General features: G+C 48.5%; 19 protein-coding genes and 3 pseudogenes. 1 reads left to right on the top strand and 21 read right to left on the bottom strand.

Annotated features, from left to right (window positions below):
- Nucleotide 1 precedes the first annotated feature (1 nt).
- From BQ9893_RS01050 to BQ9893_RS21950, 16 genes and pseudogenes are all read right to left on the bottom strand, one after another.
- Nucleotides 2-3,823 (bottom strand): hybrid sensor histidine kinase/response regulator transcription factor, encoded by a 3,822-nt coding sequence (locus BQ9893_RS01050; RefSeq protein WP_449406342.1) that lies wholly within the window; start codon nucleotides 3,821-3,823, stop codon nucleotides 2-4.
- A gap of 407 nt (nucleotides 3,824-4,230) precedes the next feature.
- Nucleotides 4,231-4,692: a DUF4293 domain-containing protein gene (locus BQ9893_RS01045; RefSeq protein WP_075964338.1), complete on the bottom strand. Its 462-nt coding sequence runs from the start codon at nucleotides 4,690-4,692 to the stop codon at nucleotides 4,231-4,233.
- A 93-nt stretch (nucleotides 4,693-4,785) separates the two neighbouring features.
- A complete protein-coding gene (locus BQ9893_RS01040) occupies nucleotides 4,786-5,118 on the bottom strand; it encodes a DNA-directed RNA polymerase subunit omega (RefSeq protein ID WP_075964337.1) in 333 nt (110 codons plus the stop codon).
- Nucleotides 5,119-5,144: 26 nt separating this feature from the next.
- Complete coding sequence (locus tag BQ9893_RS01035; protein WP_075964336.1) at nucleotides 5,145-5,954, bottom strand: outer membrane protein assembly factor BamD; 810 nt, start codon at nucleotides 5,952-5,954, stop codon at nucleotides 5,145-5,147.
- A gap of 66 nt (nucleotides 5,955-6,020) precedes the next feature.
- Nucleotides 6,021-6,446 (bottom strand): hypothetical protein, encoded by a 426-nt coding sequence (locus BQ9893_RS01030; protein ID WP_005639303.1) that lies wholly within the window; start codon nucleotides 6,444-6,446, stop codon nucleotides 6,021-6,023.
- 45 nt (nucleotides 6,447-6,491) lie between these two features.
- On the bottom strand, nucleotides 6,492-7,793 hold the full coding sequence (locus tag BQ9893_RS01025; protein WP_075964335.1) for a phenylacetate--CoA ligase family protein: 1,302 nt from the start codon (nucleotides 7,791-7,793) through the stop codon (nucleotides 6,492-6,494).
- Nucleotides 7,794-7,942: 149 nt separating this feature from the next.
- The gene (locus BQ9893_RS01020; protein ID WP_075964334.1) at nucleotides 7,943-10,159 is read right to left on the bottom strand and encodes a GH92 family glycosyl hydrolase; all 2,217 of its coding nucleotides are present in this window, start codon (nucleotides 10,157-10,159) and stop codon (nucleotides 7,943-7,945) included.
- Between the two features lie 153 nt (nucleotides 10,160-10,312).
- Entirely contained in the window at nucleotides 10,313-11,938 is a 1,626-nt protein-coding gene (locus BQ9893_RS01015; RefSeq protein WP_244155027.1) for a fimbrillin family protein, read from the bottom strand.
- A 21-nt stretch (nucleotides 11,939-11,959) separates the two neighbouring features.
- The gene (locus BQ9893_RS01010; RefSeq protein ID WP_075964332.1) at nucleotides 11,960-13,627 is read right to left on the bottom strand and encodes a fimbrillin family protein; all 1,668 of its coding nucleotides are present in this window, start codon (nucleotides 13,625-13,627) and stop codon (nucleotides 11,960-11,962) included.
- 72 nt (nucleotides 13,628-13,699) lie between these two features.
- On the bottom strand, nucleotides 13,700-14,737 hold the full coding sequence (locus BQ9893_RS01005) for a fimbrillin family protein (protein WP_075964331.1): 1,038 nt from the start codon (nucleotides 14,735-14,737) through the stop codon (nucleotides 13,700-13,702).
- Nucleotides 14,738-14,767: 30 nt separating this feature from the next.
- Nucleotides 14,768-15,616, bottom strand: a complete 849-nt coding sequence (locus tag BQ9893_RS01000; RefSeq protein WP_244155026.1) for a FimB/Mfa2 family fimbrial subunit — start codon at nucleotides 15,614-15,616, stop codon at nucleotides 14,768-14,770.
- 17 nt (nucleotides 15,617-15,633) lie between these two features.
- Nucleotides 15,634-16,161 (bottom strand): annotated as a pseudogene (locus tag BQ9893_RS00995) (DUF3575 domain-containing protein); the annotation flags it as partial.
- Between the two features lie 417 nt (nucleotides 16,162-16,578).
- The gene (locus BQ9893_RS00990; protein WP_075964329.1) at nucleotides 16,579-17,550 is read right to left on the bottom strand and encodes a fimbrillin family protein; all 972 of its coding nucleotides are present in this window, start codon (nucleotides 17,548-17,550) and stop codon (nucleotides 16,579-16,581) included.
- 12 nt (nucleotides 17,551-17,562) lie between these two features.
- A complete protein-coding gene (locus BQ9893_RS00985) occupies nucleotides 17,563-19,179 on the bottom strand; it encodes a fimbrillin family protein (protein ID WP_075964328.1) in 1,617 nt (538 codons plus the stop codon).
- 32 nt (nucleotides 19,180-19,211) lie between these two features.
- Nucleotides 19,212-20,138 carry a fimbrillin family protein gene (locus BQ9893_RS00980; protein ID WP_075964327.1) on the bottom strand — a complete coding sequence of 309 codons (927 nt, stop codon included), beginning with the start codon at nucleotides 20,136-20,138 and terminating at the stop codon, nucleotides 19,212-19,214.
- Between the two features lie 78 nt (nucleotides 20,139-20,216).
- Nucleotides 20,217-20,732, bottom strand: a complete 516-nt coding sequence (locus tag BQ9893_RS21950; protein WP_262497373.1) for a FimB/Mfa2 family fimbrial subunit — start codon at nucleotides 20,730-20,732, stop codon at nucleotides 20,217-20,219.
- 85 nt (nucleotides 20,733-20,817) lie between these two features.
- On the opposite strand from BQ9893_RS21950, the gene BQ9893_RS21945 reads away from it, so the two are divergent.
- Nucleotides 20,818-21,003, top strand: a complete 186-nt coding sequence (locus BQ9893_RS21945) for a hypothetical protein (RefSeq protein ID WP_244155086.1) — start codon at nucleotides 20,818-20,820, stop codon at nucleotides 21,001-21,003.
- 29 nt (nucleotides 21,004-21,032) lie between these two features.
- Here the strand turns inward: BQ9893_RS21945 and BQ9893_RS00970 are convergent.
- From BQ9893_RS00970 to tatC, 5 genes and pseudogenes are all read right to left on the bottom strand, one after another.
- Nucleotides 21,033-21,521: pseudogene (locus tag BQ9893_RS00970) on the bottom strand (DUF3575 domain-containing protein); the annotation flags it as partial.
- Between the two features lie 33 nt (nucleotides 21,522-21,554).
- Nucleotides 21,555-21,719, bottom strand: coding sequence for a hypothetical protein (locus BQ9893_RS21545; protein WP_167369819.1), 165 nt, complete (start codon nucleotides 21,717-21,719; stop codon nucleotides 21,555-21,557).
- Nucleotides 21,720-21,760: 41 nt separating this feature from the next.
- Entirely contained in the window at nucleotides 21,761-23,269 is a 1,509-nt protein-coding gene (locus tag BQ9893_RS00960) for a hypothetical protein (protein ID WP_244155025.1), read from the bottom strand.
- A 354-nt stretch (nucleotides 23,270-23,623) separates the two neighbouring features.
- Nucleotides 23,624-23,725: pseudogene (locus BQ9893_RS00955) on the bottom strand (AraC family transcriptional regulator); the annotation flags it as partial.
- Nucleotides 23,726-23,851: 126 nt separating this feature from the next.
- Nucleotides 23,852-24,733 (bottom strand): twin-arginine translocase subunit TatC, encoded by an 882-nt coding sequence (tatC, locus tag BQ9893_RS00950; protein ID WP_075964326.1) that lies wholly within the window; start codon nucleotides 24,731-24,733, stop codon nucleotides 23,852-23,854.
- Between the last annotated feature and the right edge of the window lies 1 nt (nucleotide 24,734).

Here is a 24,734-nt window from a genome sequence, read left to right as displayed (position 1 = left end):
ATCATAAGTCCTGCCTGTATTGTGAAGGTGTCACGCCGTATATCTGTTTAAAGACCGTGCTGAAATAGCGTTGATGGGAGAAACCGGCTTTCTCCGATACTTCCTGTATACTCAAATCCTTGTCGGCAAGGAGGCGAACGGCCTCGGCCATTCTGAACTTGTTGATATAATCGCCGATGCTGATGCCGGCAAGCTGTTTCAGTTTATTGTAAAGCGAAGCACGGCTCATGGCCATTTGTGCAGCGACAAACTGCACATCCATGTCGGGATTGGCCAGGTTGCTGACAATCAAGTTGTTCAACTTGTGTATAAATTGTTCGTCTGCATTGCTGATCGTATCGGTTTTAGGCGAAACGACCTGTCCGGTTTCCTTATAACGGTTTCGGATGATCTCACGACTCTTAAGCTGGTTGCGCAGGACTGCAAGCAGGAAAGCCAGGTCGAACGGTTTCGAGACGTACATATCGGCTCCTAACTTATATCCCTGTACGGTACTTTCGCTATCGGTACGCGCTGTCAACAGGATAACCGGGATATGGCTGATCTCCACATTGCTCTTTATACGGCGGCACAACTCGAAACCGTTCATATAGGGCATCATTACATCACTGACAACCACATCGGGAAGCTTCGCCTGAATCATTTCAAGCGCCTGCCGGCCATCTCCCGCGACATAAACTTCTTTGAAATATCCGTTCAATTCATCTTTCAGGTAATTACGCAATTCCGGTTCATCTTCTACCACCATAACCGTATATCCGGCAACCGGATAGTCATCGGCATCGGGCATCTCGGTATCGGAAGCCTGAAGCAACTGGGACATATAGGGCCTTGCTTCAACAGAAACGGAGGTATTCTCCAGAGGCAGTTCGAAAAAGAAAGTCGCTCCCCGCCCTTCATTTGCTTGCGCACCAATATTTCCTCCGTGCATTTCAACCAGCATCCGGGCATACGACAATCCGATGCCGCTTCCCTTCCGATCATGGTTGCCTTGATAGAAACGGGTGAACAGACGGTCGATTTCTACATGATCCAACCCGATGCCCTCATCCGAAAGGGATATGCGGACATAGTCCGGTTTACGTCGCGTAGACAAGACAACGACAGTATTCGGTTCGCTGAACTTCAATGCATTCATCAACAGGTTGGACAAGACGATCTCACACTTGGAAACATCGAAAGGCACTTCTCCCAACGATTCGTCAAAATCATAAACCAACCGGATATCCCGGACCTGAAATTCAAGCTCAAAATCTCCGGAGACTTCCCGCAGCCAGTCATTGACAGGCTGCCTGGTCAGGCTCAATGATTCGCCTCCGACCTCCATCTTGCGGATATCCAGTACCATATTAATGCTATCTTTGATCCGGCGCGTCTGCCTGAAAATGCCGGTCAACAAATGCAACAACCTATCGTCCTTCACCTCGCCCGACGCGAGCAACCGTTTCAATGGAGCGTATATCAGAGTGAGAGGCGTACGAAGTTCATGACTGATATTGATCAGGAAACGAACCCGGTCTTCATACGTCTTCCGCTCATGTTCCTTGATCGCCCAGACCATTTTACGCTCCTTTTTCAATACCACCAGCCAGGCTGTCAGAGCAGAGCCTCCCAAGATCAGCAAGATCAGCAGAACTAAGAATCCTGTCGTCTTCCACCAGGGAGGTGTAACCGTTATTGTCAGCAACTGAACCGGAGTGCTCCAGTCACCATTCCTTTTATTGCAGGATACCCAAATATGATACTCACCGACAGAAAGGGCATGGAAAGAGATCGTATGGCCGGAGCGTTCGATCGTCTCATTCAGGCTGCCTTTTATGTAATAGCGAAACAGTTTCTTCCGCATCAAATCGTTTTCCTTCACGATGATCCGGGTATTCAATGATGTATAATTCCACGGAATCGACAACCTGTTGCCATCTCTTATCACATCAGTACCGACAGAAACGCCGTCGAGCTCCACATCCAGCAAATTGATCGAAGGATCGGCCTCCTCCGGGAAAGGCACATTGTTCCGTATGTAGACCAAACCGTTCACTCCGGCCATGTACAGATCGCCCGAAGTTGTCAGCAAAGGCGGTTTGAACAAATACTCGTTGGCATAAACACCGTCCGACTCTCCAAAAACGACCATTTTATCCTCTTCGGGAATGTAAGCATACAACCCGTTATGCGTTCCGATCCAAAGCCTTCCCTGCCTGTCAAAACCCAACGAATTTGTACCGGCAAAGCGGTTCTCCTCGATAGCCGAAGTCTGCTTTGTCACCGGGTCATACCTGTACAGGCCGGAAGATGTTCCCAACCAGAAACAGCCCGCCTTATCCCGACACGCTGCTCCGATCGTCCCGATAGAATCGGGCGGAGTATAGAAGACACGTATGGAACGGTCTTTATGGTCCAGTGCCAACAGGTTGGAAAAACTGCGCAGATACGTGACTATCTCGCCTCCGGGCACTTCCATAAGAGCGGATAGCACCACCCCTTTTTCTTCACATCTTATTACCTCCAAACGCCCAGTCTGCTGGTCGTACAAATAGACGCTATCGGAATAAATATAAAAATGTTCTTCATCCGGACGGTTCAAATGTACAGCCAGTCCGAAACGGAACAGACGACGGGATTTTTCGGCATCGGCAACTACATATTCCCGAAGTTCTCCGGTCTTCTTATGAAACCTGTATAATCCCTGGCTGAATATCGAAAGCAACAGCTCGTCTTCATCATATTCAACGATCGAAACCACCTTTTTATCGAATGTCGCAGGATAATGCCGGAACTGGCCGGTTTGTGGATCAAACCGGTTGATACCGTTACCGTCAGTGCCAAACCACAAAATATGATCACGGTCTTCATACAGGCTCGTCACGGTCCTATAACTCAGGCCTCCTGTAGAAGCAGGGGGCACATCTCCATATGTGTAGAGATAGATTTCTTTCATCCCGATCAATCCTCCTCGGATACTGCCTGCCCACATGTTTTTCTCCTGATCATTGTAAAGGCAGCCAAAAGAATTGACCGGCAACGAATTATTGTCTCCGGGAACATAAGCGATCACACGGACGGTCCGCTTCTCCGGATCATAGATATTAATTCCTCCTCCATCTGTTGCCAACCACAGTTCACCTTCTCTTTCCTTTATATCCAACACGACATCGTTATTCAACAGATTTCCCGTATTCAGATGACATCGTTCCCTTCCTTCGCGTGTATATCCATACACCCCGTCCGCATATGCCGAAAGCCAGATATCTCCGGAAGAAGCCAGACATACGCTCGTGACTTCTTTTATCGGAATAAAAGGAATCCGCTCCAGTTTACCCGTTGCAAGATGATACCACCAAAGTCCGTTACGACGGCAAACAAGCAATACGACCTGTTTTTGTTTATCGTACATATAGGCATGTGTGAAGATGGAGGTCACCCTTTCCGGCCCATTTACCGATAAAAACGTAATCCGGTTATCAACATAAGAATACCGGAAAGCTGTTCCCGCACCAAAGAACAGGACTCCATTATCCGTTACCACCGAGCTGTACACATGCAAAGGCAAACCGGCAAACGTGATACGCACGAACCTGTCCTTGCCGCGATCATACCGGGCCAGTCCTCTATCGGTTCCGATCCAAATATTATGATTGGGGTCTTCTGTCAAGAAAAGAATGTCGTTTCCGGGAATAGAAAAGGGATTATCCTTGTCGTTGTTATAAGACATGATCCTCTCACGATCGAAACGGTTCAACCCAAAACTTGTTCCTATCCAAATGACACCCTGATGGTCACTCAACACACAATTGACCGTCGATTGCGAAAGGCCGTCTTTCAAGGATATTTGTTTAAAATAGTAATTAGGGGATTCTGCTTGTGTAGAAGATATACATAAGAATAGGCTAAATAATATGACAAGCAGCTTTTTCATGTAGCAAATATACGAAAAAAGATAATTCCTGAACAATCTTAGACGATATCAAACATAGAAATCAAGGCTTACATATACTTTTGCACTGTAAACAAGCAAAGAATGGGCAGCAGGCTCCTCCCAAAACAAAAACGCCGCCTTTCTTCCCATAAATCCGGTGCTTAACCAAAGGATTTGTTTTGCATCAGGAATATGAAGAGTTCATCAATACTAACAGAGGTAATATAGTCTTTAGGCTATCAGATTTAGGCCAAAAAAAGAGGGTGTCCCAGTGATGAGACATCCTCTTCTTTTATGTGTATATTCCAAAAATATTATCTCAAGCGATCCAAAGAACGCACCAATGCTTCGTCCGCCCCGATATTGCGTATAGCCAAATAATCCAGAATCAGGCTAACCAACGGAAAAGAAAAGGCGATCTTCAGGCTTAATGAGAAAATCTCTTTTTGATTGCCCAGATTCCAGTAAAAGAAAGCAAAGAGGCCGTAGAAGCCTAACATCAAAATCGCATTAAATACACAGAGGCGTATTTGAAGGATTCTTTTCTTGAACAGGAATATTGTCAGAAGCGCCAGCAAAGAGATTACGATTGCCAATGCGAACAACCCCCATGTCGGATAAATAAGCTCCGGCTGGGTTGCCATCGTACTGATGCCGGTCGCATCAAAAATAAACAACTGGTCGCCCGACTGCAATACGGCAAGCGGCAAAAACAAAATGGCAATCGTCAATGCCACTATAATAAGCAAATAAACAGTTTGTATTCTCTGTAACATGATAAAAAAAATTGACAATTAACAATAGGCTATTGACCATTATCAGATGAGACTCATCTAATTGTCAATTGTCTATTATCAATTGTCAATCAATTAAAGGTTATTTTTTTCCTTAGCAGGGTTCTTATAATACACCTTACCTTCTTCATACTCCTTAGCTGCGATCAAAGTCGGTTTCGGGAGCTTTTCATAGTAACGTGAAATCTCGATCTGTTCTCTGTTTTCAAAAACTTCTTCCAGATTATCATTATAGGAAGCAAATTCCTGTAGTTTCTTTTCCAGATCCTGTTTCATCTCTACAGCGATCTGATTAGCACGTTTACCAATGATTGCAACGGTTTCATACACATTACCCGTATCAGCCGACAGTTTCATCATGTCGCGGGTAATCGTATTCGACGGAGCGTTAGTCTTTCTGTAATCCATACTTACTTTATTGATTAGTTGTTTCGTTAATACGTATTTGTTATTCGCTTGCTGGCATAGTCGTAGAACTTCTGAACCTGTTTTACGTACTTGCCTTCGGGATACTCGTTCATGTAGTTGTAATATTCATCCACAACTTCACGGTAACGTCCTTGCAACTTTTCTTCCACACTCACGATAGCCAGTTCATATTTGGCACGGATGGTATAGAACATGAACTCTTCCCTGTACTTTGAATAGGGATAGTTCTTTAGTGCGTTTTGAGCGGTAATCACACATGAAAGATAGTTGTTTCCCATATAGGTACCTAAGTTGAAATACAACCGGACTGCCAACAGCTCCTTATAAGCGAGCTTTTCCTGCAATTCGAACATGATGTTCTGGGCTTCTTTTGCCCGTTCGCTTTGCGGATAATACTCCAAATATAATTGCAACTGGTTAATAGCTTCATACGTTTGTGTCTGGTCCAACCGGGGATCCGGAGAATCCAGATACAAGCCATAACCCGAATAATAACGAGCCAACTCGGTGTATTCGCCTTTCGGGTAAGTCGTATAATAGGTATTAAAGTATTGCGAAGCAGTCTGATAGTCTTTTTGGCCGTAATAGCTTTGCGCCAGCAGATACAAAGATTCTTCAGCTTGAGCGGAACCTTTGAATATAGGCACCAGTTCATCCAGTAAAGTGGCAGACTTCGAATATTGTTTTGCATTGAAATACTTCTTTGCATACGAATATTTCAGTTCGTAGTCTGTACTTTTCAGTATCTTGTTATACTCCCCGCAGGAAGATAACAGAACTGTAATCATCATCAATAAAAATACAACCTTTTTCATTCACATACTTTTAGCGCGCAAAGTTAAAGTTTTCCGACAAATAAACGAAGCGCTTAACGTTAATATTTACAACTTATATAAGTCACTGGCCGCAATAAGTTCCAGTTTATTGGCTTTCAAAACTTCTGCACACTTCTCCACATTGTCGGGACGAATGATCACATTGGCCGCCTCACCCTGAGAAAAAGCATACATATATTCAATAAAGATTCCGGCCGAAGTAATGATATCCATTGCTTTAGCCAATGCGCCCGGCTGATTGGGACAATGCAGGCAAACGACATCGGCTACGCTCACGGCATATAAACGATCACGCAAGACCTTGATGGCTGTATCCGTATCCGACACGATCAAACGCAAGATACCGAAGTCCGAGTTTTCTGCTACTGTAAAAGCGGACATGTTCACGCCGGCTTCACCCAATATTTTTGCTACTTCCGTAAAACGGCCTTTCTTATTCTCCAGAAAGATTGATAACTGTTTAATTAACATGGGGGATGAATTTTTATTTATGAATTATTATTTGTGACTTCTCTCCTATTCCAATTTACGATTATCGATCACATGTTTGGCTTTGCCCATACTCCGCTCGATGCTGCGCGGTTCGACAATCTTTATATCGGGTTGCAAACCGATTACGCTCTGCATACGGTTTGCGATTTTCTTCTTCAGAGCGATCATCTTGTTCATTTCGTCCGAATAAAATTCCTGACGCACTTCCACCTGAATCTGGAATGTATCCGTATTGTTCACGCGGTCGACCACAATCAGATAGTGCGGTTCGAATTCAGGCAATTCAAGAATCACCGATTCCACCTGCGACGGGAACACGTTCACTCCGCGTATAATCAACATATCGTCGCTACGCCCGAGAATACGCCCCATACGAACGGCCGTACGTCCGCACTCGCATTTGTCATAGATCAAATGTGTCAGGTCACGCGTACGGTAGCGGATCATCGGCATTCCTTCTTTTGTCAATGTCGTGAAAACCAGTTCTCCCTGTTGTCCGGGTTCTACAGGCTCCAATGTAACCGGGTCTACAATTTCAGGGAAGAAATGGTCTTCCCACAAATGCGTACCGTTCTGGCATTCGCACTCGCCTCCGACTCCAGGACCGCAGATTTCCGTCAGCCCATATATATCATATGCTTTAATGTTCAACTTGCTTTCCAGCTCTTTACGCATGTTTTCCGTCCAGGGTTCAGCACCGAAAACACCGACACGCAACTTGAATTCTTCCAACGGAATGCCGGATGAGTGAATCGTTTCTGCCAAATACAACGCATAAGAAGGAGTACAAGCCAACCCTTTGGCTCCGAAATCATGCATCAACTGAATCTGTTTCTGCGTGTTGCCACTACTCATCGGGATCACCGTTCCGCCGATATTCTCGACTCCGGCATGCGCTCCCAAACCTCCGGTGAACAGGCCGTAACCATACGAAACCTGTACGGAATCGTTTTTTGTCAAACCATAAGCAGTCAGACATCGTGCCACAACTTCAGCCCAGATAGACAGGTCTTTCCGGGTATAGCCGACAACAATAGGCTTTCCCGTCGTACCGGAAGAAGCGTGCAACCGGACAATCTCCGACATCGGCACGGCCATCAGCCCGAAAGGATAATTATCCCGCAAGTCCTGTTTAACAGTGAACGGAAGCTTCACTATATCGTCAATAGAATGGATGTCTTCCGGGGTAATCCCCATTTCCTGCATTTTTTTACGGTAAAAAGGAGAATTATGATAAGCGTGTTCAACAACCCGTCTTAAACGGATACTCTGTAATTTCCGCATTTCCTCGCGGCTCATACATTCGATAGTTTCGTTCCAAATCATGGTACCAGTTCGTTATCTTTTAATGTTAGTAGTCTAAATTAATTGCAAAGTAATAACTTTTTTGCAAAGAAACCATCTTTTTAGTTCTCCTTTTACACTCATCTTGTCTTTTTGCTTCGTGGCGACCTCCATGTATGACAATCACACAATTATTTATACCAGACCGGTCCCGGTTGATTTCCCATTTCAAATTCCAATGTGTCGCCATTCATAATTTGCTCATGGGTAATATAGCTCTTGTCATACGGCCGGCCGTTCAACTTCACAGACTGTATATATATGTTCTCACGGCTTACGTCCGGAGCCAGAACCGTGAAGGCCTTGCCATTTGCCAGATGCATCTTCACTTCCGGGAATATCGGAGTTCCGATCTCATACTTGCCGCTGATCGGATCGACCGGATAGAAGCCCATCGAACTGAACACGAACCAGGCCGACATCTGTCCGCAATCCTCATTGCCGCAGATTCCATCCGGAGCATTCAAATACAGGTTATGCAGAACCTCTGCCACATATTTCTGCGTCTTCCAAGGTTGCCCTACTTTGTTATACAAATAAATCACATGATGGCTCGGTTCGTTGCCATGAGCATATTGCCCGATCATACCGGTACTGAAAATCGGCAGGTCTTCTTCTGATTTCGGAACATAGGTGAACATGCTGTCCAGTTTCTCCGCAAAGCGTTCTTTGCTTCCGACCAGGCCGATCAGGCCGTCCAGGTCCTGAGGAACAGACCAGAAATATTGCCAACCGTTGCTTTCGCAAATATCTTCGGTATAATCGTCCGGGCTGAAATTAGCGGCAAAATTACCTTTCTCGTCACGTGGCTGCATAAAAGATGTAGCCGGATTGTAAACATTCCGGTAGTTCTGGGCCCGTTTATAGAATTCATCGGCAATTTCTTTCTTGCCCATCTTCTCCGCCATGGTTGCAATGCAATAATCATCATAGGCATACTCCAGAGTCTTGGATAGCGACCAGTTCTCCCATTTTTTCGGATCGCTGTTGGCCGGGACATATCCTAACTTCTTGTAATCGCCGATTCCCCGGTAATCGTCACGGTTGGCCGTGGCAACACAAGCCTCAAGCGCTTTTTCCGGATCAAAATTGCCGATACCTTTCAGATAAGCGTCTACTATTACAGGAACGGCATGGTAACCGATCATCATATTGGTTTCCCAACCATACAAATTCCATAACGGCAAAGCTCCATTCTGTTCATAAAATTTCAAGAATCCTTTGATCATATCGTTTGCACGTTCCGGTTCGGTATAGGTAAACAGCGGATGGGAAGCGCGATAGGTATCCCATAGCGAGAAAGTGGAATAGTTCGTCCATCCGTCCGCATTATGGAGCTGCCGGTCCGGGCCGTAATAGGCGCCGTCCACATCACTGTAGATAGTCGGAGCGAGCATGGAATGGTACAAGGCTGTGTAGAACTTCACCAGGTCATCGGTATCCGGACTCTTCACCTCTATCTTGGAAAGCTGCTTATTCCAATTCTTGGCAGCTTGCGCCTGATAATAATCGAAATCGTCTTTCGAAGCCTCCGCACGCAAATTCCTGCCGGCTCCTTCCATACTGGTTCCGGATATACCGGTCGTCACCAGGATCTCTTCATCTTTTTCCGTATTGAAATCGAAACGGGCGATATAGGCCGTTCCGATCCGGCCGCGATCTTTCGTTACGATGGCAGTCGTGTCCATCTGATAAGCCACGAAAGGTTTCGAGAAACGGGTTTCAAAATAGACATGCTGCAAAGGAGACCAGCCTTGCGAGAAACGATACCCCCGGATCGTCACCGAATCGACTACCTCTATACGCGAATCCAACGTGAAATCCCAGTTCATCGCCTTTTTGAGATTCAGAAAGACGGAAGCCTCCGCTTTGGGGAACGTATAACGCTGGATACCGCAACGTTCGGTCGCCGTCAACTCTACATTAATATTATAATCTTGCAGTAATACACGGTAATAGCCTGCCGAAGCCGCTTCATCGTTATGCGAGAAAGTAGAATAGATACCTAAGGGAGCTGGCGCTTCCTTATAGGGGCGTGTCACCGGCATGAAAGAGATATCGTACAAATCGCCTGCACCTGTTCCGGACAAATGAGTATGGCTGAAACCGGCGATAGTCGTGTCAGGATAAAAATAGCCGGAAATACGATCCCAACCGGGAAGCCCGTTGTCAGGGCTCAACTGAACCATCCCGAAAGGGACCTGCGCTCCCGGATAGGTATTACCGGTAAAGTCCGTTCCGATAAAAGGATTCACATACTGTGTATAATCCTCTGTCTCCTGTTGTTTTTCAGGCGTGCAGGCTATTAAAGCCAGCGAAGAGACCACCCATAAGAATTTGTGCTTCATGCTTACATAATTTAGTTTTGACAAATATAGCAAAACTCGCCCACATACGGATGGATTTCGGGGGAATAATGTATTATCTTTACATCTGATATGACCTCCCACGCCTCCCATAGAACAACAGCTTTTGGAAACAGTCATCAGCATACCGATTTCTCAGAAAGCAAGGACGGGACGCACATCGATGTTGCTGGTATTTTTTTGGGTCCGAATGCAATTCACACTTTTATAAAAGAACCATTCCCGTGCAGCGCTGTAGTTCCATTCCGACGACGACCAAAACGAGTTAATGCCATCTTTGAATGTATCCTTGTCCTCATCGGCGATATTCTTCATCCATCCATTCAAAGCGGCGGGAACGTTTCCTTGTTCCAGCCATGCGAAATCACTGGTGTCCGGCGAGTTCTGCTGATCTTTATCCGCCAAAGCCGGACAGCCGCCCAAGTTTCGCAGGATGTCCCACAACTGACCCGAAGAAGGAAGGTACCAGCCGGTAGTAGTCGCAGGGATCGGGCAGGTCGTGTTGTAGCCGTCGGCAGCCTTGAACGCGGGATTGCTGTCGAAGTTGCCGCGATTGGTACGGATAAGTTCGCAATTGCCGTAACCGCTGATGTCTATGTAGTTCTGTGCCTTTGTCACGCAATTCGTCAATCCTTCGTCTATGTCAAAAGAACCCCACTTTTGGCCTGTCGCGGCGTTCTTCACGGACATGACAAGACCGTGGACATTGCCGCCCAACTTATCTTTTTCTGCCTGACCGATGCGGCTCGGGTCGGTTTGGAAAACGATGCCTACTACATTGGCTGCCCGGACTTCGGGGGCTTCGGCATATTTCGGCATCAGGTTGCCGTCGGCGAGGAAGAAATCACCGACCTGCAAAATGTAGTTTCTTATGGTTTCCACTGCGCCGTCCACCTTGTATCTCTTGTATTCCCCTACGACATGATGGGACGCGGACGTGGTGATGGTAAACTCCCTGTTCCCCTCGTCATAACTTCCCCAGATAGCAGGCATGGACGGGGGCACCAAGTAGCGGTATGTACCATCGGCCATGCGCAGCGGCTTAGCAGAGCCGGTGAACGTGGTGGCAGAGGGCACGGTGTAGTCGGGAATCCGGGCATCGGTAAACTTGTAAACGGTCTTCGGCATTTCGATGACGACCAAGGGAAACTCGTGGGCCATGACGAAATCGAGCCGAAGTTTACCATTTTCCAATGTGGGTGTGCAAGAGGCTGTCATCAGGTCGGAAGCAGCGTAATCCGCATACGAGCTTTGGTCGTACTTCACCGGCCAATTTGATTTAAGCGCATAGAAGAAAGGGTATTGGGGATCAACTTGAATTGTGTTTAACAGTTTGCTTATGTCTACTATGTTGTCCAAATCCGCTCTATAAGGGTAGTAGAGGTAGCATTCCTCGTCCGACAGTCCTCCGGCAAGTGTCGTACCGGCCTCGGGCTTCCATGTGAGCTTGCCCGTGGAGGCATCCCTCTCGGCGGTCAGTTTCACGTTGGAATAAATCATCTTCTTATCCTCGTATAAGCCGCGGGTCATGAAGAGTCCGCAGGCATCGCCCTCGGTGAACTCGGTGGTATAGCCGTTCTCCACGGCGCGGGTGGTGCTACCGTCCACTGCCAATGTATATCCCCCGTCGGTCACGGAGATGGTGAATTGCCGCGCCTTGTCTTGTGCGACAGGGAACTCATCCTGCGTGCAGGATGTAGCAAGCAGCAGGAGCAATGCTACTTGCAAGAGTGGGTATATGTTTTGTATCTTCATATTCATGTTCTTAATGGATTAAACAGATTAGAATGCAAGGACGGGACGAACATAGAGCTGGAAATTAACATTACCCCATCGGCAGCTTATCCATCCATCATCAGAATTTGCTACCCAATACCGCATTGTGTTGCCCTTGAACTTCGAAGACGACCAAAACTGATGGTAATAGGAGAATTTGTCCCAACCGTCGATACCCCACATCCATTTATTCAAAGCGTCGGGAACATTTCCTTGGTTCGACCAGAAGAATTCATTGATGTCTGACGAGGTTTGCTGATATCCATCCGCCAAAGCCGGACAACCGCCCAGATTCTGCAGTATGTCCCACCACTGGCCAGAGGAAGGAAGATACCAGCCGGTCGTGGTCGTGGGGACAGGGCAAGTCGTGTTGTAACCATCAACAGCCTGTAATGCGGGATACTTGTCGAAGTTGCCCTCTAAACTACGGATAGATTCACAATTGCCGTATCCGCTAATGTCCGAATAATTATCGGATTTGGATACGCAGTCATTCAACAAATCCAAGTACCGCGATTCGTTGCTCCATATGACTTTCTCTGCTGCGTTTGCGTTTTTAACGGCCATAACCAGTCCATGCGCCTTGTTTTCACCGCCCAACTTCTCCTTTTCCTTTTTACCGATACGGCTCTTGTCCGTCTGAAAAACAATGCCGACGACTGTCTTGCCACGTAAAGGGACGGGTTTATAATAGTCTATATGCATACTGCCGTCAGCATAGATTTTGCGCAATCCGCCGTCGCTCCACGTACCGTCGGAGTAGAAGTAGTCACCGATTTTAAGTTCATCCGCCGTGAATCTTTGCTTTACCCTTTTGGAGGTGACGTTCTCCTCGCCATTTGCAACCCACGTGCCACTGGTCACCGTCTGCACGTCTATCCCGTTTGCTTTCACGGTGATAGTGTAGGCATACCGCCTGCCACCGAAAAAGTCAAATTTGCCGGCAGCTTCTGTGTCGGGAGCGTAGGTAAAGGCGTTGCCGCCTATGCTTATTCGGACGAGCGGCTTGCCCGTCATATTCTGCGGCGGCACCAACGCCTCGTATTTCTTCGTTGCGACATCGTAATAGGGCTTTATCTCGCCGTCCGATTGGTCACCAGGTGCAACCAAGCCGCAGGTTGAGTGCGTTACCGGGTCTCCGAAAATGGTGACGGTTGCACCTTCCAATTCCTCATCTGTAATGCCTTCGCCAGCCTTGAGAATTACTTCGATTTTCGCCATGCGGTGGATGAAACGGAGATTTACGGCTTGGTCATAACGTCCCATGGCACTGGCGTACAGGACATCGAAAGCGGCGTACCCACCACTTTGGTCGGAAATATCCGTTTCTCCCATTTCCAGGTTCAGAGTCCATGCACTGACGCGGGCTTCATCGGTGTTCTTCCAGTAGAAAGTATTATCGGTATCTTTCGGGCTTGCATTGCCCGATGCGTCCATCACGTATGTTTTATTGCCAAACACGCCTTCCAGTGACACTCTAATCTCCTCGCCGCCCGTCCACGTGTCCTTGCCTCCGGCGCGGGTCTGCGGATGTGCCACCTCCGCCGTCAGTTGCAGTGGGTACTTGCCGTCGAACAGGAGTCCGTCCTGCTGCAAAGCATCGTCTTGCGAGCAACCGGCAAGAAGCAGTGCCAGCCCTGACAGCCATGTTATTATCAATGATTTGTCCATCATATTGTTTTTATTTATTCGTTTATTTGTGCCGCCGTGTTTACGCCTGACGCACGGCAGCGGCTTTCAGACACATTACATCTTCGCATCACCCGAATGGCTGCCACCGTCGTTCCAGTTTTCGATGGTGCTTCCGCTGAGGGTCAGTTCCGTCTTCTTTACCGTGATGGTGTAGGTGTAGGAGTAACCGGCCTCCAACGCGGGTTTAATCAAACCCGCGTTGGAGTAAGTCTGATTCTCTCCATCATTGGGTGAAATCTCGAAGTTCAGGAAGTCGGTGAGCGTCTGCGGCAGCAGAATCATGGTGAGGGTCATCACGCCCGTGCTGACATCGTAGTCCGACACGCACTTGTATGTGACAGTTTGTGTGGTAGGCGTGGGATACGTGGATTCTATCAGCATCCAGTCGTTCACGACAGTACCCGTGGCTGTGGCTGTTCCGGTCAGTACATCGAACGTCCCCTCATGAATCAGCCCGCCCAGCTTGTAGTTGGCGAACCGCAATACACTTGGTTCGGTGAATCCGTCGGCAGCCGATACCTGCACTTTCAGGATAAGGCGGGCCATCTTGTGCTTGAAGGAGCAGTCGCTGCCGCCTGCGGCGGTGTTGTCCGTGAAGCTGATGACCGGATTGCCTTTACTTCCCTTCGCGCCCGTGGCATAGATGTAGTCTATGGCTTCCTGCTTCGCCACCGTATGTTGGTTTTCCGTGTTTACCGTGATTTTCCCATTGTTGCCGGGCAGGGATGTCGCGTGACTTGTTTCATAAGGTGCATAGGCGGCGAAGGTAAACTCGCGTGAGGCATCCTCGAAGAAAATGCCATCTCCGGCTGTTGTCGGGGCGAAGTCGGCGGAGGTTCCGGTACTTGCGGTCTGGTATTCCACGTTCTTGTACTTTTTGCCCATGGTCGTGAACTCTCCCGGTGCATCCACCGCCATCACGCCGATGTGGTCGGCATTCCACCGGTTGTCCACAGCGCGGGTTTTCGGCCCGCTCACGCCTGCCGTGATTCGTGCTTCCACCGGATTGTTTTGTACCTCGTCCTCTTGTGTACACGCAGCCAATAGCGTTGCTGCTACTGCAAGAATGAAAAATTTCATATTCATTGTCATAATATTGTTTTTTGATTAAAATATTTATCGTCAGTTAGCGTACCCATTGCCGCTTTCTACCTCGTTCCAGTCCGTGATGGTTGCGCCCGTCACCCCGGCCTCTACCGGTAGCAGCAGATTACCCGTAAGTTTTATCGATTTGGTGCCGTTGTTGAAGTCCCTCATGGCCTCGGTAAGGTCGCTCACTATCCGCTGCGTGTCACCGTTGTTGAAAATGATGTCTACCGTCAGCGTCTGTGCTTCCGTCGGGACGATACCGAGCAGTCGGAAAAAGAGTGTGAACTTATTGCCGTCTTGCCTGAAAGCGTTTATTACTTGTGCCGCTGCACTCCGTTCGCCTGTTGCTATGTCCGCAACCGAAGCCACACCGGAGAGCGTTGCCGAAGCCGACTGTACACGGCTGTAGTCGCCTTCGGTGGCGGTCAGTTCGATGTCGAGTCTGCGTACCAATTGTTTCATCCGGGCCGTGACACGCAGCGTGTCATCCGCCAAGACACTGATGTCTTGTACCGAAGCGAACAGATAACCCGGCGTGGGGTTGATGTGCTTGGCAGACGTGGCGTTCACCGAGGCGGTATTGTCGGTGACGGTAATTTGGTCCTGTTTATTGTATGCCGTCAAGGTGTATTTGCCGGGTGACAGGAGTCGGTTGAACACGTTTGTTTCTCCGCTCGCCTCCTGCTCCAGTCCGCCTATACGCAGGGTGTATGCTTGAGGGATGTCGGCCTCGCTGCTCCTATCGCTCCAATCTGCGGTAACGACTACCACTCCACTATCGGGATGCGGAGTATCATAAAGTTCGTCTTTCACACAAGAAGCGAATAATATGGCGGCCAGAACAGCCGTATATGTTATTAATATATGTCGGTTACTTTTCATTCTGTTTCCTCCCTTATTTAAAAGATGTTCCATACGAGTGACACACCGAGGTGGTTCACACCCCAATAATCCTTGTTTTCGCTTCCACGGCGCACGCGCACATTGTCGATGACCACGTACTTTTCATAATCGGCATAGGTACCCCCTATGCCCACGGAGAAGTCGAGAGAGAGGGCGCGGTTCAACTTAAGCATATAACCGCCGGTTAGTCCTCCGCCAATCAGGTCGCCCTGCTTGCCTGTCGCGGAGAGCTTGTAATTGAACTGTCCTGTCTTGAAAATGGCACCAAGGTAACCGTGTTTTTCTTTCCCTATATAATAACGGAGTTCCGGCATCACTTCCCAAAGGGCATACCTTCTATCTTTGTCATTCCACGACCATGATGTCCACGAGCCGTTCACGGATATGCTCCATGACGGGTTAAAACGCCACTCGACACCGAGGTCGGGTGTGAGGGTTGCCCAACGAAGCAGGTTGGCACGCAGAGATATCTCCTTCTGCGGAACGGAACGGAAAGCGTAGGTCGTGTCTGTTTTCTGCCGTGCAAAAGCAGGAAAAATTGTCGATGCCAGCCACAGAAACAAGACAAGGAATAAAATTCTTTTGCTCATTTTTATATGTTTTTTTGAATTTCTGATCCAGAACTCAGCATACAAACATAAGTCAAGAGATTTAATTTCAACCTAATTCTTGTATTCAAAAATCGCCTCAATTGTCAGAATCACACATCTTTGTAGTTTAGAATATTTTGTCTTTGTCGTTTAAGCTATTTTTTGTCGTTCAGATTATTTTCCCCATCCATAACACAGCATATTACTCCACCTCCGTTTTCCTCCATTTGACAGGCGTACAGCCTGTATTTTCCCTGAACAGCCCGATAAAAGCCCGTGGTGACCGACGGGCAATCGAGGTCAACCACAGGCTCAACGGATACTCGGATTATGTCGTCCGAGAATCAAATATTATAGATCAGAAGATGCGCCACTACTCACGGTCTCCATTTCCAACCGTTCGGCTTTGACCGTAATATTATAGGTACGTACCTTGCCGGGAGCGAGAGGCTGGGCATCGGCAGGGGCATTGTAGTAGAGCGTGGTGCCGAGGTCGGTCTCCACGGTCAGCATACACTTGCCAGCGGTTTCCTGCGGAATTACGAGTGCCTCATAGGTGGCGACATGTTGCTCCGGATCTGTCGGGGAAGGCAATAGACGAGGTTCAATGGCTCCTCGTGTGCCTCCCGAGCCCCAGTCACCAATCAATACCCCGATGTCCGGAGCTTTGAAGCCAGCTTCGAGTAACAGGTCATTGCCGATGTGTACCGAACGAATCCGTTCGGCAGAGGTAGCGTATCCCGTCTTGACGATGTTCACCACTACCTTGGCGGTCTGGTGGTAGAACTTCATCGGCACGGGATTGGCGGCATATTCCGCATAGCTTGCCTCCGTCACGGCGAAGAGAAAGTCGCTCTGCACATAGCCTTCGCCTCGCTGGTCGGCCTTGACGCTCCACTTGACGGGAACAGCCGTGGCATTTGCACCGCCTTGAGCAGTAGAACCATCAGCACAGTACCATGCGCAAAGTCGCTTCCACTCGTTATTGCGTGCCCACCAGAAAGGGATACCGGTGGTCAGTGTACCGTCGGCAGCAGTGGTGTAGATCTTCACTTCCGGCTGTACACCAACCAAATAGGAGGTAGCCTCGACTGCCACCTGTTCGCCCCCCATCCAAGCATCGTTGTCAGCCGTGGAGCGCGTCGCAGCACGGACAGATGCCGTCAGCATCACGGGGCATTCGCCGGCAGGAAGGGGTTCTCCCTGCGTCTCGTCAGCCGAATAGTCGCTACACGCCGTGAGCAACCCACCGGCAAGCAGCAGTATTGCCATGCTCCACCGCGCACCGCCTTTCAGGAATCGTTGTAGTTCTCTTGTTTTCATGCCATCATTGTTTTAAAAAGCCAGGATAGGCCGCACGTCTGCCGTTTCCATCTTACCCGGAGCGCGGCTGCTTACACTGTTTGAAGTCACACCCCACCACCAAGCTTTATATTCGTCGGATTCCGAGGATGACCAAAGATAGGCAGGAGCCAAAAACTCTTCGGCTGTAGGTACGTTTTTTAACCGGCTGTTCAGGTTGCCGAAGCAGTAATCATCTTTGCTTTGCCAGAAGTCACCGGTGTTCGTGCGTTGTGCTGCCAACGTGGTCACTTTCCCGAGAACCTCTATCAGATCCCACAACTGGCCTGCGGAAGGCAAGAACCACTGCGTAGCATTAGACGGCACGGGGTTGACACCATTGAAATCAGCAATCACCTTGAATGCGGGGAATTCATCTCCCGTACCGAGCGTTGTCGTATTCTTCAGACCACTGATATCCTTGTAGCTGTCGGCAAATGTCAGGCAATTATCCAAGGCTGTATCCTGATAAGAGTTGCTCCACTTGACTTCCTTGGCGGCAAACTTTATGGACATCACCAGCCCGTGCGGATCTCTGACACCTTTGGCTGCCAACGCATCTTTCTCCGACTGTCCGATGCGTTTCGGGTTGGTCTGGAAGATGATACCGATTACCGTCTTGTCGGGGTCGAGGTCTGTAGAGAAAGTACCGTCCGAATAGAAGTAGTCACCGATTCTTGCAGCCGGCGAAAGCGTTGTTTCCCCTCCGGTCGCCCCCTCCGATGTGTCCCACGGCTCGATTGAACTCTCAACCTTGATACCTGTGAGGGTCAGCTTCACGTTATAGATGTGCTTCTTACCGCTCTCGAAAGCCTTGCCTTCGGGAAAGGTGTAGTACAGCTCGCCACCGCTGGCGAGGGTGAAAGTCAACTTCTTGCTTCCCATATCCTGCGGGACTACAATGGCATCGTTGCTCCCTGCCAGTGCCTTGCCGAGGGTCATTGTCCCTGTTTGATTACCTGTTTTGACCATAGCCGAACGCACCGCCTGCCGCGTGATGTCCGCCGTTGCCCCCGGAGTGAATGTGCCGTCCACCGCCACGCCGTCGAGCGTAATGTTATTGATGTCGTCCGTCACGGTTGCATCCTTGGTGATGTTCAGTTCTAACTTCGAAAGCATGTGGTAGAACTTGAGCTGCACGGCACTTTTCGTCTTAGCAGCCTCCTGTGCTGCATATAAGAGGTCGGATTGCACATAGGCAGCACCTCCGGCACTCTGGTTAGCAGCTACCGTGAAACCGAAGGCGGTGGGGAAGGCAGTGGTGCCCGCCACGATATTTGCCGGCGAGGAGAGCGTACCGTGCAGGGCGCGTATCAGCACCGCGGTGCCTGTCTGTGGGAAGTACATCTCCGTGGTGCCCGTGAGTTCGCCGTTGGTACCGACGGTCAGCTGCTCTGCATTGTAGAGTGCCGTGCCCTTGTGGGCATCGGACACCCATGCCCACACCTTTTCATTGGCTACTATCTGCGTGTTCTGCACGTCGCCGCGCGTCACGGCCTCGATGCCGCTCGTCAGGCGCAGTTCCTGCCGCATGTCGAGACCAGGCGCCTCCTCTTTCGAGCAGGCGGCCAATATAAGGGCTGCCAGCAAGCATAATGTTATTTTGTTCATTTTCGTAGATGTTCTATTGTTGACATTATTGTTTATTCGGCTATTCCGTTGTCGCCTGCTCCCTCTTCCCACTCGGTGACGGTGGCGGTGAGTCCCAACGGCGTACGGTTTACCGTAACTGTATAGGTATAGGACTTGCCCGCCTCGAAAGCCTTGCCGCCAATCGGCCAGCGGAAGGTGTCTGTGCCGAGTGTGAAGTCCATGGTGCGGCCGGCATCAGCTGTAGTCGGCAGTACGAGGGCGGTGCGTCCCGTGCCGTCCGCCGTGTAGTCCTTCAGCGTCAGGGAGGCTGCATTGTCGGTCGGGGTCAGCCTGCCAGTCATGAGGTTAAAGTCAGCCTTCCGGTGCATGTCGGTAATGGAAACCGTCATCTTCTTCAGGTCATCGGCGGTGATGCCATTGCCGTTTTTCACGGTCAGCATGATTCGGGCGTACTGGCGCTTGAAGTTCAGCGATACGTTTGGCTGCATCTTATTGGCAGATGCCGTTATGCCGCCCGTCCAAAGCAGTTCGACCGCTGCCTGTCCGTCGGGGTTCGGCTGCGTGGTGAGGTCTACCTTGTATGTTGTTCCGGTCTTATATATCGGACCTGTCAAATTCTGATGGGGGAAGTACGCCATGAAACGGAGTCTGGAGCCGTTTACAGGAAAGTAGATGGTCTTGTCGACCGGAGTGAAGGTGTTGCCCGAACCGTCACAGGCATAAGGCACGTTGGCGTAGTCGTCCGCAATTTCGTCTGATGTCTGATAAAAGGCATAGATGCCTATTTTACCGGTTTGTTTCCACGGACTCACGGCACGTGTCTCGGGGGCAGGTTCAATGTCGAGCGTCGATCCTGTGAACTGCACCGCCACACGCTTTGCGGGGTCTGTCGGATCTATGGAAGACGTCGTTTCATTCTTGTCGCACGAGGCGAATGCGAGGAGTGCAGCCGCCAGCAAAAAATACTTGTTTCTCATGTCTAATTGATTTTTGTTTATTATATTCTTAATTGATTACAACGTTCTCCTTTTCGCCGACCTCCCAATCGGTTATCGTCACCGTGAAGCCCGCACCGATTGGTGTGAGTAGTTTCCCTTGACGGTCAGCGGAACGGTCATGTCATCGGCGTTGAATCCCGCGAGCAGCTCGGTCAAATCGCTTTCTATGCGCTGTGTGCGTCCGTCGGTGAAAGTGAGGTCGAGCGTAAGGGTCAGTCCGTCACCTGCCACGCCCAACAGACGGGCATCGGCTGTCACCTTGTCGCTACTACGGGTGAAGGTGGGTTCCACCGCAAAACGTTCTGTTTGGGGACGTTGTGTGGCGAGGTCGAACACGCTCGCCACACCGTCCAGTCGTCCGGTGATACCTGCTATCAGTTTTGGGTCACCCTCCGTGACGGTCAGTTCGAAATGCAGGTCTCTGGTACGCTGCGCCATCGGGAGGCGAACATGCAGGGTGTCGTCGCGGGTGACAGTGATTTCTTGTCGCGCGGTGAACAGGTATCCGGGCATCGCGTCGATAATGTTTGCCGACAGGGTATTTATCCGGATGTTCTCGCCTTCGGCTGTCATCTTGTCGCAAACGTTGCAAGCGGTCAGCGGGTAGTTGCCGGGAAGGAACTTTACCGGGTGGCAATAAGGTTGCCCTGCCGGGGCGGTGCAGCTCTCGCTGCTGATAACCAATGTATACTCCCGCGGTGCGGGACAGGATTCGCCGCGCCGCGAGAAGTCAGCCGTCACGACCACTGCTCCCTTGTCGGGATGCGGGGTATTGAAAAGCTTGTCTTTCACGCAGGAGGTGAGCGAGAGGGCGAACACTGCCACCACGATTACTACATTATAAATTGTTCTTGTCATCATATCCTCCTTTCATTAAAAGACATTCCATACTAATGTTACACCTGCCTGCACAGGTCCGATCCAATGTTTGGTTTTGCCGCCCTGACGGACACGTACATCCTCGATAACTTTGTATTTCTCGACATCTGCGTGGACATAACCCAATCCGAGGGAAAAGTCCATGGAGAGGGCTTTGTTCAGTCTTAATTGATACCCTCCCGTAATGCCGCCGCCCGTCAGGTCGCCTTGTTTTCCGGTCGTGGAAAACTTGTAAATGAACTGCCCTGTCTTGAACATTACACCAAGGTAGCCGCGCTTCTCCTTACCTATATAATGGCGGAATTCGGGTGTCACTTCCCAAAGGGCGTATCTTCTGTCCTTGTCATTCCACGACCACGAAGTCCACGAGCCGTTCACGGATATTCCCCATGACGGGGTGATGCGCCACTCGATACCAAGGTCGGGCGTGAGGGTTGCCCAACGCAGCAGGTTGGCACGCAGTGATAATCCCAAAGTTGTGGATGATGCCGGCAGTACGAATTCAGGCTGATTTTCCTATCCGGTAGGAGGCTGAAGGGTCTTCACCTTTAACGAGTCGATGGGCGGAGTGTCCACCTCTTGGGGAACCTCATTTGGCACAACAACCTCATCGTCATTCGAACATGACATCATAAATGTAAACGAGAGAACTATGCTCATCACCAAGAATGTTTTTCTCATAATCCAATAACTTTAGAAATTATTAATATCAACGTAACAAATCATTCATCTTTCAGATCGACAGTCGGCAAGTTAAAAACTTTTTCGATGCCAATCCAGCTTTCTGTCGCATCATCAAATAGCGTTTCATATTGATCATGTAATCCAAAAAGGTCACTAAAGACATATGCTTTCAGTGTTGGATACATACTTAGTTTCCATTCGTTGGCAGCTCCATCAGGTACTGAAATAATAAAATCCGTGGACAAGCTACAAGTGGTTATCCCGGCCTTAGCACCTCCATTGACAGCACTTGACGCGTAACAAAACATATTAAAATGTGAAGAAGGTTCGCGTAAATTAAACTGCCACCTAAGCTGTGGGCTTCCTTGGTTTGGATTACTTCTATTGATAACTTCAATATCATTTATTGTTTCCGTATGGCTATTGGAAATGCTTATTCCTCCTGAAATCTCTGATCCGGTGACACTGACACTTCCTCCTAACTCGAAAGAGACATTGCTGGTATAAGAGCTCTGGCGTTCTGTTGTTTGTGGGGAATGTGCATGAATAATGGCACCATTTGGGTGAACCGGAGCGAATTCCAAATTTACGTCAGTCAGGCAAAAGCCATACGCTTTCATTTTCAGAGAACCGACCTGGGAATGCCATTCTCCATAAAAAGAAGGTTCTACATAGGCTATAAAACCCAGGTTCACCAAATAAAAATGTTCTTTCCGATCTTTGCTATAAGCGGTCCATATCTTAGCTTCTACTTGAAAATTATCGGCTGTCCCTTTACCTTCATGTCCATAAACAGGAGGTGCGGTATAGCTATTTTGACCGATAACGATATAGGCGGATATCAAGTTTTTCAAATCCGACGAACCGTTTGACGGAGCTTTCGGTTCCAGGGCTCTTTGTAAACTTTGACTTGTCATGTCACAATGAAATCCCTGCCCGTATTCATTAATCGTCTGTACAGATTCTTTGCCATCAGCTCCGATAGCAGTACTGAGCGCATTGAGCTTGGAATAGAATCCGCTCGCCGACGGAAGCGGTCCGGAAAACACCCACAGCGGCAGTTCGTCCGAATAAGACTCATCTTCCTTCATATAAGGATTATAGCAATCCAGCAACGTGCAGACGGTATCAAAATCCTCGTTCGTTCCTCCCTCCATCATCATCACGATGCTCCGCTTATGGAACATATCCTTGATGTCAGCCAGCAAATCGGTATCCGACTGAATCAGGTCTATGTCCTGCCGGGTAAAGAAGAACGCGTCGCCAACCTCCATCTTCTTCCCCGGAGCATAAGGAACCGCCTCCTTGTAACGGTTTATCATGTTCTCGGATACCACATGGTCGTCTTCGCTCCAAGACGAAAGGTAATAAAGCGTGTTGTTGTGTCTTACGCTTAACTGGTCGGTTGTAGGCAAAGGATCTGTTCGCTTCTCGGGATCATTTACATTGTCGGGGTCGTAACCATCCTTGTCATCACCGCACGATGTAGCTACCGAAAGAACCAAACAGCACAACAATAAGTAATGAAGTAAATGAATCTTTTTCATGACATTTCAAAGGAGAGTCCTACTGTTTGTATTACTCAAATCAAGCTGTAGAACTCATTTGCCGCTTGAAATAGAGTTGTCTTTATTTGAAGTTATTTGGGTAGCATTTTCTTTTACACACGTTAAAATCACCCATAAAACCCTGTTTTACTCTTTTTGGAAATGACGCAGGCTCAACCGATCAACTGACAAGTGCAAAATAAGCTAAAAGATTTAAATTCAGCCCGATTCTTGCCTATAAAAATTGCCTCAATTGTCAGAATCACACATCTTTGTGGTTTAGAATATTTTGTCTTTGTCGTTTAAGCTATTTTTTGTCGTTCAGATTATTTTCCCCATCCATAACACAGCATATTACTCCACCTCCGTTTTCCTCCATTTGACAGGCGTACAGCCTGTATTTTCCCTGAACAACCCGATAAAATGGCTTGGAGACAAAAAGCCTGATCTTTCAGAATGCTAAACCTTATAAAATAACAAAGCCCCAACTTTCGCAAGTCGGAGCTTTGTGCATAAAAAAAGAAGGTGTACCCCATTTTGGCACACCTTCTCTTATATAACTATTTTACGATGTCCGCAGTTTTAGGCCGGTGCTATTTCCGTACTATCTTCATCTTCGTCATCAACATCATCTTCTTCGGGCGGATCCTTCTTCACAAAGAGGGCACTCAGTTCGAACAGCCCGTACAACGGGAAGAACACGATACTTAATGTGAACGGATCGCTGCTGGGAGTAATGAAGGCTGCCGCAACAAGCAGTCCGACAATCGCATGCCGCCTGTACTTATGGAAGAACGAACGCTTCAACAAACCGATCTGCGACAGCAGCCACGAAACCAACGGCATTTCAAAGACAATTCCCATCACAAAGATCAGCATCAGGAAATTATCCATATACGAATCCAAAGATACCTGTTCTATGATATTAGAGCTCAATTCATACGTTGCTAAAAAACGCAGTGTCATTGGAAATACCATAAAATATCCGACAGCACATCCGATAAAGAACATGATCGTTCCTAAGAGAAATACCCATCTGACATTTTTCTTCTCATTCTCATACAAAGCCGGACTGATAAATTTCCAGATTTCCCACATCAGATAGGGAAATGTAAGCACAAGAGCCAACCAAAACGAGGTGGTCATGTGAGTAAAGAACTGAGAAGCCAGTTTGATATTAAAAATCTGCACATGAAAATTATCATTACAGAAGTCCGGCAATACATCAAACCACGGACTGATATTAATCAACCACTGGTTCAACTCGCAAAGCCATCTGTAAAAAATAAAATCAGAGGAACAAGGCGCCTCTATCACACGGTGGAATATACCATTATCCCCCCGCATAAAGGCAAAACTGCCTATAGCAAAAACAAAGAGCGCTAAAAAAGAACGGAACAAAGTCCAACGAAGTGCTTCCAGGTGGTCCCAGAAGGACATTTCTTCTTGTTCTAATTCTGCCATC

Origin of the sequence: Parabacteroides massiliensis, assembly GCF_900155425.1 — a bacterium.
In the GTDB taxonomy this organism is placed as follows: domain Bacteria; phylum Bacteroidota; class Bacteroidia; order Bacteroidales; family Tannerellaceae; genus Parabacteroides; species Parabacteroides massiliensis.
Note: the sequence above shows the minus strand (reverse complement) of the source record. Positions and strands in the feature narration are given on the sequence as shown.

Excerpts from the sequence above, each read along its gene's own strand:
- BQ9893_RS01005 (WP_075964331.1), bottom strand. The coding sequence starts at position 14,737 with ATGACAATGAATATGAAATTTTTCATTCTTGCAGTAGCAGCAACGCTA.
- BQ9893_RS01035 (WP_075964336.1), bottom strand. The coding sequence starts at position 5,954 with ATGAAAAAGGTTGTATTTTTATTGATGATGATTACAGTTCTGTTATCT.
- BQ9893_RS01020 (WP_075964334.1), bottom strand. The coding sequence starts at position 10,159 with ATGAAGCACAAATTCTTATGGGTGGTCTCTTCGCTGGCTTTAATAGCC.
- BQ9893_RS00980 (WP_075964327.1), bottom strand. The coding sequence starts at position 20,138 with ATGAGAAACAAGTATTTTTTGCTGGCGGCTGCACTCCTCGCATTCGCC.
- BQ9893_RS01030 (WP_005639303.1), bottom strand. The coding sequence starts at position 6,446 with ATGTTAATTAAACAGTTATCAATCTTTCTGGAGAATAAGAAAGGCCGT.
- BQ9893_RS01025 (WP_075964335.1), bottom strand. The coding sequence starts at position 7,793 with ATGATTTGGAACGAAACTATCGAATGTATGAGCCGCGAGGAAATGCGG.
- BQ9893_RS01000 (WP_244155026.1), bottom strand. The coding sequence starts at position 15,616 with ATGAAAAGTAACCGACATATATTAATAACATATACGGCTGTTCTGGCC.
- BQ9893_RS01040 (WP_075964337.1), bottom strand. The coding sequence starts at position 5,118 with ATGGATTACAGAAAGACTAACGCTCCGTCGAATACGATTACCCGCGAC.
- BQ9893_RS00985 (WP_075964328.1), bottom strand. The coding sequence starts at position 19,179 with ATGAACAAAATAACATTATGCTTGCTGGCAGCCCTTATATTGGCCGCC.
- BQ9893_RS01015 (WP_244155027.1), bottom strand. The coding sequence starts at position 11,938 with ATGAATATGAAGATACAAAACATATACCCACTCTTGCAAGTAGCATTG.
- BQ9893_RS21545 (WP_167369819.1), bottom strand. The coding sequence starts at position 21,719 with ATGAGAAAAACATTCTTGGTGATGAGCATAGTTCTCTCGTTTACATTT.
- BQ9893_RS00990 (WP_075964329.1), bottom strand. The coding sequence starts at position 17,550 with ATGAAAACAAGAGAACTACAACGATTCCTGAAAGGCGGTGCGCGGTGG.
- tatC (WP_075964326.1), bottom strand. The coding sequence starts at position 24,733 with ATGGCAGAATTAGAACAAGAAGAAATGTCCTTCTGGGACCACCTGGAA.
- BQ9893_RS21950 (WP_262497373.1), bottom strand. The coding sequence starts at position 20,732 with ATGACAGCCGAAGGCGAGAACATCCGGATAAATACCCTGTCGGCAAAC.
- BQ9893_RS00960 (WP_244155025.1), bottom strand. The coding sequence starts at position 23,269 with ATGAAAAAGATTCATTTACTTCATTACTTATTGTTGTGCTGTTTGGTT.
- BQ9893_RS01045 (WP_075964338.1), bottom strand. The coding sequence starts at position 4,692 with ATGTTACAGAGAATACAAACTGTTTATTTGCTTATTATAGTGGCATTG.
- BQ9893_RS01010 (WP_075964332.1), bottom strand. The coding sequence starts at position 13,627 with ATGATGGACAAATCATTGATAATAACATGGCTGTCAGGGCTGGCACTG.